This is a genomic window from Microcoleus sp., assembly GCF_049646505.1.
Lineage (GTDB): Bacteria > Cyanobacteriota > Cyanobacteriia > Cyanobacteriales > Microcoleaceae > Microcoleus.
Window position 1 is genome coordinate 1 of the sequence record NZ_JBARVX010000453.1, and the last position, 6120, is coordinate 6120.

The window sequence follows — 6120 nt, forward strand, 5'->3', positions numbered from 1 at the left end:
GGCCCGTGCAGAATTTCCTGAAACCGGGTTTAGTCACAGAAACCTGGTTTCTTAGCCTGTATAATGACTGCTTAATTTATTTCAGTTCCACATTTACCGTAGCAGACATCCCCGGTGCAATTCGCGATTCGTAGCCTTTAATGCTTTCGGCATCAAACACAACTTTCACCGGAATCCGCTGCACAACTTTGGTGAAGTTTCCCGTCGCATTGTCGGGAGGCAATAGGGAGAATTGAGCGCCAGAAGCTGGGGAGAAACTATCGAGATGACCTTCAAATTTGCGGCCACCAAAAGCATCTAATTTGATTTCTACTTTTTGGCCTGGTTTCATGTTTGCCAGTTGCGTTTCTTTGAAATTGGCAATTACCCACAAATCGTTGCTGACGATCGCCATTAACGGAGTTCCCGGCTGCACCCGCTGCCCGACTTCAACCGATTTGCGGCCAATTTGTCCGGTGGCTGGTGCGGTGATATTCGTGTAGGAAAGTTGCAGTTGAGCGTCTTTAACCGCAGCTTCCGATTGGGCGATCGCCGCCTTAGCAGCATCATACTGCGATCGGCTGACTTTAGTTTGCTCGCCCGTAGCTCGAGCTTGTTGCAATCCGCCCTGGGATGCAGCCAGTTTCGCTTCGGCGGTACTGATACCTTCTTGGGCTACGGCGACTTTAGCTTCGGCGCTGGCGACACCGACTTTGGCTTGCGCGACTTGAGCTTCGGCTTGTTTTACCCCTTCTCTAGCTTGGGCTACTCCTGCTTGGGCTTCGGTTACGCCTTCTTTGGCTTGGGCTAAGCGCGCTCTAGCTTGGGCAATTCCTTGTTGGGCTGCGGTGGTTTGGCCGACAGCTACTTCGTAGGCGGCTCTAGCTGCGTCTAGTTGCTGGCTGGCGATCGCACCTTCTTCTTGCAAGCTTTCGTAACGTTTATAATCGGCTTGGGTTTTAACCAGACTAGCTCGCGCTTGTACTAGCTGAGCTTGCGCGGCTGCAATACCGGCTTCGGCTTCCGTCACTTTGGCTTGTGCTTGGGGAATTCCGGCTTCGGCTTGGGCGACTTTGGCAATTGCTGCGGGCACGCCGGCTTCGGCTTGGGCGACTGCAGCTTCGGCGGCGGGTACCCCTTGTTGAGCTTCTTTAATGGCTGCTCGGGCGGTGGAAATGGCTGCGTTGGCACTGCCGACATCTCCTTGAGCTTGGGCTGTTTTGCCTTGGCTGGTTTGAGAGGCGAGGGCAATATTGGCGATTGCTGCTTCGGCTTGGCGGCGGGCGTTTTCTAAGGCTGCTTGGGATTGTTGCAGTTTAACTTGGTAGTCGCGGGGGTCGAGTTTAATCAGCGGTTGTCCGCGTTTGACTTGTTGGTTGTCTTGCACTAAGACTTCGCCGACTGTACCGTTGATGCGGCTGCTGACTTGGTGGATGTGTCCGGCAACTGTGGCGTTTTCGGTTTCTTCGTGGATGGATGCGTATTGCCAGTAATTGTAGCCGAGGCTGCCTGCTGCGATCGCCCCGATGCCCAATACAGCGAAAATCAGCGGTTTCTTGGACTTTTTCTTGGGTGTTTCCGACGGCGGCAGGGGTGGTTGGATTTCTGTTTCGGCACCGGTTTTGAGCTCGGCGGGGGCGCTGACTTCTGTTTCTGGGACTGGCGCGACAGGTGCTGTTTTGACTTCTGTGTCGCCGATCGTCTTTTCTAATACAGCTACTCCTTTGCCGTTGCCGTTAAATTCTGCTGAGTTGATTTCGTTTGTGTTTTTCACCGTATTTGACTCCTGATACTTTAGTAATATGTCGTTTGTTTAGGGTACGTAATTTTTATTTAGTAAGATGGCTTTTTTTAAGGGTGCGTAGTATTTTGCTGTTATTTGTAATGTAGTGGAGGTAGATGCTGCTGCGCTTCACTCGAAAGAGCGATTTGTCGGTTTAGGAAAGATTGAGAATTGCCCGATCGACCAGTTGGGAAAAGAGCTGTCGATCGGCTTCTGGAATGCCTTCCATAGCTCGCGAGCGGGTTTCAGCTACCAGCGGGGGCAGTACGTCTTGCAGTTGGGAACCAGAGTCTGTCAGCCAAATGCGCCATATACGCCGATCGCGCGTGTCTCTCTCCCGGCGGACTAGGCCTCTTTCTTCCATGCGATCGATAACTCCTGTCAGCGTCCCGCCTACCTGTTGCAGTTTGTCGCCAATGCTGGAAGTAGGCAAACCGTCTTCTTGCCACAAGCAGCACAGTACCAGCCAGTGAAAAGGTGTCAGCCCGAAGGGTTCGAGTATTTCTTGCAGCCTGCGAGTTCCTAGCTGTCCCAGCAGTTTGATCCGGTAGCCCAGGCTGTAGGGAGCGAGAACGTCGTGCCACCGAACTAGATTTGTGCGATCGACAGTGGATGTAGTAACCATCAATATTATTACTTAGCGTTCGTACTATCAGTGTAAAATGTATTTTGGAAGTTGTCAAGGGCGATCGCGGATTTTCGGTCATCGGATTTGAGATTTGAGATTGAGCCTGCAGCAAGCAAGTCAGTTTTTATTACAGTGATTTTACGTAGGTAGTACGCAAAATGCCAATTCTTCACCCAGGTCAGCTCCCGGACTTCTTTCAAAAGTCGGATATCTGTTATTTTGGGCTTACTTGGTCAAAACTATCTGTAGCTTTATTTTTCAGGATTGGTATAATGAGGGCGATCGCCCACGCTCGATCGCAAAAACCAGCTAAATTTTCGTCAAACTTGTTTGCATTTCTTAATTATTCCTAAAATAGGAAGGGTAAAGTTGCGATCGCACGTAATGCTATTCCCAGGAAATCAGCACACCAAGTTAGATGATACCGACGATAATTTGTTTTATTCCTATATAAGTTAGTCTCTCAAGGAGTGATGAATGTGATGTCCGAAGAGCAAAGAAAAAAATTGCATCAAATCCTTCAGCAATTAAACAACGCCCAATCCGAGGTGCAAGAAGCCTACGAAACAACAATGATGAGTGATGCCAAATGGGCACTGTCTAGCCTGTGTGATGATTTAAAAAAAGATGAGTCGATCGATCCGTCTATAAAGAGCCAGCTCATGCCTTATTTTGAAGCCGCTCGTTCAGCTATTCTCAGTCCTGCATCAACGCATAAACGAGCCGGAAGCTGTGGTGACAAGCTGAATGAAGCAAAGTCTTGCATAAGAGAAATACTGAGTAGACTCTGAAGGGGATGATTTAAGATTGGAGCGGGCGAGTGCCGGAAATCCATCCTGCGGAATCTATTTACATTTCTTAATTATTAGTAAAATAAGAAGAGTAAAGTTACGATCGCACATCCCACATTATGCTACTCCAAGGCAATCAACGCACCAAGTTAGACGACACCGACGATACAGTGTTCTATTCCTCTCCTCGGTTTGTGACTCATGTAGATGACGGGTTTATTCAGCAATTAACAGATTTGTATCGGGAACGGCTGAAACCCAATACTCGGATTTTTGATATGATGAGCAGTTGGGTGTCTCACTTGCCGGAAGAAATGGAATTTGCCCATGTCGAAGGCCACGGCATGAATCAAGAGGAGTTGGCAAAAAATCCCAGGCTGAATCATTATTTCTTGCAAAATCTGAACGCAAATCCCAAATTGCCACTGGCAGATGCAGAATTTGACGCAGTTGTCAACTGCGTATCGGTGCAGTATTTACAGCAGCCGGATGCGATTTTTGCCGAAGTTCACCGAATTTTGAAACCGGGTGGAGTAGCGATTTTTAGCTTTTCCAACCGGATGTTTTATCAAAAGGCAATTGCTGCTTGGCGGGAAGGTTCGGAGGGCGATCGGGTAAAATTGGTTGAGAGTTACTTTGATTCTGTCAAAGGAGCGAATATACCCGGATTTAGTAAGCCGGAAGTAGTTACTAAACAGTCTAACTTGCCGAGTTTTATGCAAATGCTGGGGATGGGAGTTGGCGATCCGTTTTATGCGGTAATTGCCTATCGCCAAAGTTAGGTTTTTTTGAGGTTCGATCTTTCGGAATCCAAGTTTTCCTAAAAATCAAAAGACTTGCATTCGGAACGATCGAACTTGCTCGCAGTTGAATTATACACATTCTGGCTCTTCTAGCCATTCCGCGTCACCGCAAGCAAGCAAAAGATCCTTCAACTTAACAATAGCTTCAGCATCCGGTACATCGGTTGACGCGATCTTTCAAATTGCCAGCCGAGACAGTGTAGTGGGACAATATTGATATCCCGTCCAATTGTCTCACCTATGAATAACTGGCCGAAGTTCCTCCCCCATCCTGCATCGTGGGCAAGAGGGTTTGCCTTAAGCAGCGGCTTTTGGCTGATTGTTTCGTTACTGCCGGGAGCTTATTACTATTATTCCTACGGATTGAGAGCAGCGTACAGGCTCACCTACAACAACTCTGGCGAAGGTGCGATCGCATTTGCTTGGGCGTGCCAGATACCGCTATTTGCCTTCTACCATTGGGCGTTAACTAAAGTTACCGAGTGGGTGGAAATCCGCCGCCACAACCAGCCGCCCCCGACTGTATCGGCTTGGCTGCATTGGAGAGAAGGTATCATCGCATTTCTGACGCTGCCTGCTGCCATCGTTATGGGAATTCCGGCGATCGCACTTTTGATGCTGCCGGTGCGCGGATCTTCGGGGGCGCTCGTTGCTTTAATTTTAGGAACTGCTATATCTTCTGCTTATTTGTATCACTTCCGTGTTGCAAAGCTGTTTAAAATTCTGCTCAAATTCTTCTGGATTTTTTATGCAGATTTGCTCAAAACTTTGCAAATTTTATTGGTACCAGCAGCAACAGGCACGCCGTTTTTTATTCTAACTATTGTCACTGCCACAATGGTGCCGAGACAGCTAATGCCGCTGACAATATTTGTGTTAGTTGTTTGCGTGTTGCTGAGCGGGATTGTGGGATATGCAGCCTTGCAATATTGGTCTGCACATTTGGTTAATTGGGCTGGGACATGGTGGCCTGTTGGTTCCCCCGGTTACAGCCGGATTCAAGCGAGAAAAGCCTGGAAACACAACAAAACAGCAATTAGCCAATCTTTTGTGCGGCACTCAACCAGTTGGCATTTAGCTGCTAATGACGGGACTTATTTAATTTATTTCTATTTGATAGCGCTCGGATTCAGCGCGATCGGTTATTTTTGGTTTGGAGAACACTCAGAATGGTTAGAGACAGAAGAAGAGATGTTAGGACCTGCAACGGCGCTAGCTTGGGTGGCGCTGTGGCATTTCTGGGGGTGGCGGAGCGAAGTAGCAATTGCTAGCAGCCAGCCCTCAACTAAAACTTCAGACAAAAGGCGATCGTCCAATTCTCGTTTACCGGCTGCCGATCCGGTTGAAGTCGAACTCAATCAGATGTCGGCAGAGTTGGGAAATACTCGGATGAGACCTGTAAGAAAGTCACAATCACCAACTCAAAAGTCACAATCACCAACTCAAAAGTCACAGTCAGAACAGCCTCAATGGTATGTATTCCGCAGCGGTAAAGCCGAGGGGCCTTATACCAAAGACCAATTGCGAGATGTGCAGAAAATTACCGATCGTACTAAAGTGCGGCGGGGTCAAACCGAGTGGCAGCGCGCTGGTGAAATTTCAGAATTAGCGCTGTTTCTCACTCAAAAATAAGGCGCGATCCCGAAACGATTTTTCTCGGCGGGGCAGAACGCTTCTGCACAGCTTGCAATATTCAGGTCGAACGGATTTTTTTTAATCTATTCTGCTAAACTTTCAAGCAAGTGGAGAGTTCGGATTGTATGTTCTCTGTCCGCCAAATCCTTCGGTTGAGTTTATTTATGGGGATGTTTTCCCACAAACCTGCTGTTTTCCTGCTGCTGCCTTAAGAACCCGCGAAAGTTGCGGTGTCAAATGTGGGTTCAAAAGTTCGATCGTTCTGAATGCAAGTCCTGCGTAAAAACACTCTCGATCGCCAGTAACTAACCGAACTTGGTATTATAAAATACTAACGACCGATGACGGACGATAATTAATTAGAATTGGAATTAGAGTCATAACCAACAGCGCATTTCCCCTGTTGAGCGGGGTTGGGAGTCGGGTTAGTTGCTACTTTAGAAACGGCATCTTGTTCTTGAATCCATCCGATTTCTCCCGCTTGCAGCTTGGCGATTTCTA

General features: G+C 48.1%; 5 protein-coding genes. 3 read left to right on the top strand and 2 right to left on the bottom strand.

The window, feature by feature from the left end; genetic code table 11:
- Positions 1-76 precede the first annotated feature (76 nt).
- Both WBA89_RS21915 and WBA89_RS21920 read right to left on the bottom strand, forming a co-directional pair.
- Positions 77-1753: an efflux RND transporter periplasmic adaptor subunit gene (locus WBA89_RS21915; protein ID WP_424409427.1), complete on the bottom strand. Its 1677-nt coding sequence runs from the start codon at positions 1751-1753 to the stop codon at positions 77-79.
- A 163-nt stretch (positions 1754-1916) separates the two neighbouring features.
- Complete coding sequence (locus tag WBA89_RS21920; protein ID WP_424409428.1) at positions 1917-2387, bottom strand: MarR family winged helix-turn-helix transcriptional regulator; 471 nt, start codon at positions 2385-2387, stop codon at positions 1917-1919.
- Positions 2388-2872: 485 nt separating this feature from the next.
- On the opposite strand from WBA89_RS21920, the gene WBA89_RS21925 reads away from it, so the two are divergent.
- From WBA89_RS21925 to WBA89_RS21935, 3 genes are all read left to right on the top strand, one after another.
- Positions 2873-3181 carry a hypothetical protein gene (locus tag WBA89_RS21925; protein WP_424409429.1) on the top strand — a complete coding sequence of 103 codons (309 nt, stop codon included), beginning with the start codon at positions 2873-2875 and terminating at the stop codon, positions 3179-3181.
- A gap of 119 nt (positions 3182-3300) precedes the next feature.
- Positions 3301-3963 (top strand): class I SAM-dependent methyltransferase, encoded by a 663-nt coding sequence (locus WBA89_RS21930; protein WP_424409430.1) that lies wholly within the window; start codon positions 3301-3303, stop codon positions 3961-3963.
- A 261-nt stretch (positions 3964-4224) separates the two neighbouring features.
- Positions 4225-5616, top strand: a complete 1392-nt coding sequence (locus WBA89_RS21935) for a DUF4339 domain-containing protein (protein ID WP_424409432.1) — start codon at positions 4225-4227, stop codon at positions 5614-5616.
- Positions 5617-6120 lie beyond the last annotated feature (504 nt).

Excerpts from the sequence above, each read along its gene's own strand:
- WBA89_RS21920 (WP_424409428.1), bottom strand. The coding sequence starts at position 2,387 with ATGGTTACTACATCCACTGTCGATCGCACAAATCTAGTTCGGTGGCAC.
- WBA89_RS21925 (WP_424409429.1), top strand. The coding sequence starts at position 2,873 with ATGTCCGAAGAGCAAAGAAAAAAATTGCATCAAATCCTTCAGCAATTA.
- WBA89_RS21930 (WP_424409430.1), top strand. The coding sequence starts at position 3,301 with ATGCTACTCCAAGGCAATCAACGCACCAAGTTAGACGACACCGACGAT.
- WBA89_RS21935 (WP_424409432.1), top strand. The coding sequence starts at position 4,225 with ATGAATAACTGGCCGAAGTTCCTCCCCCATCCTGCATCGTGGGCAAGA.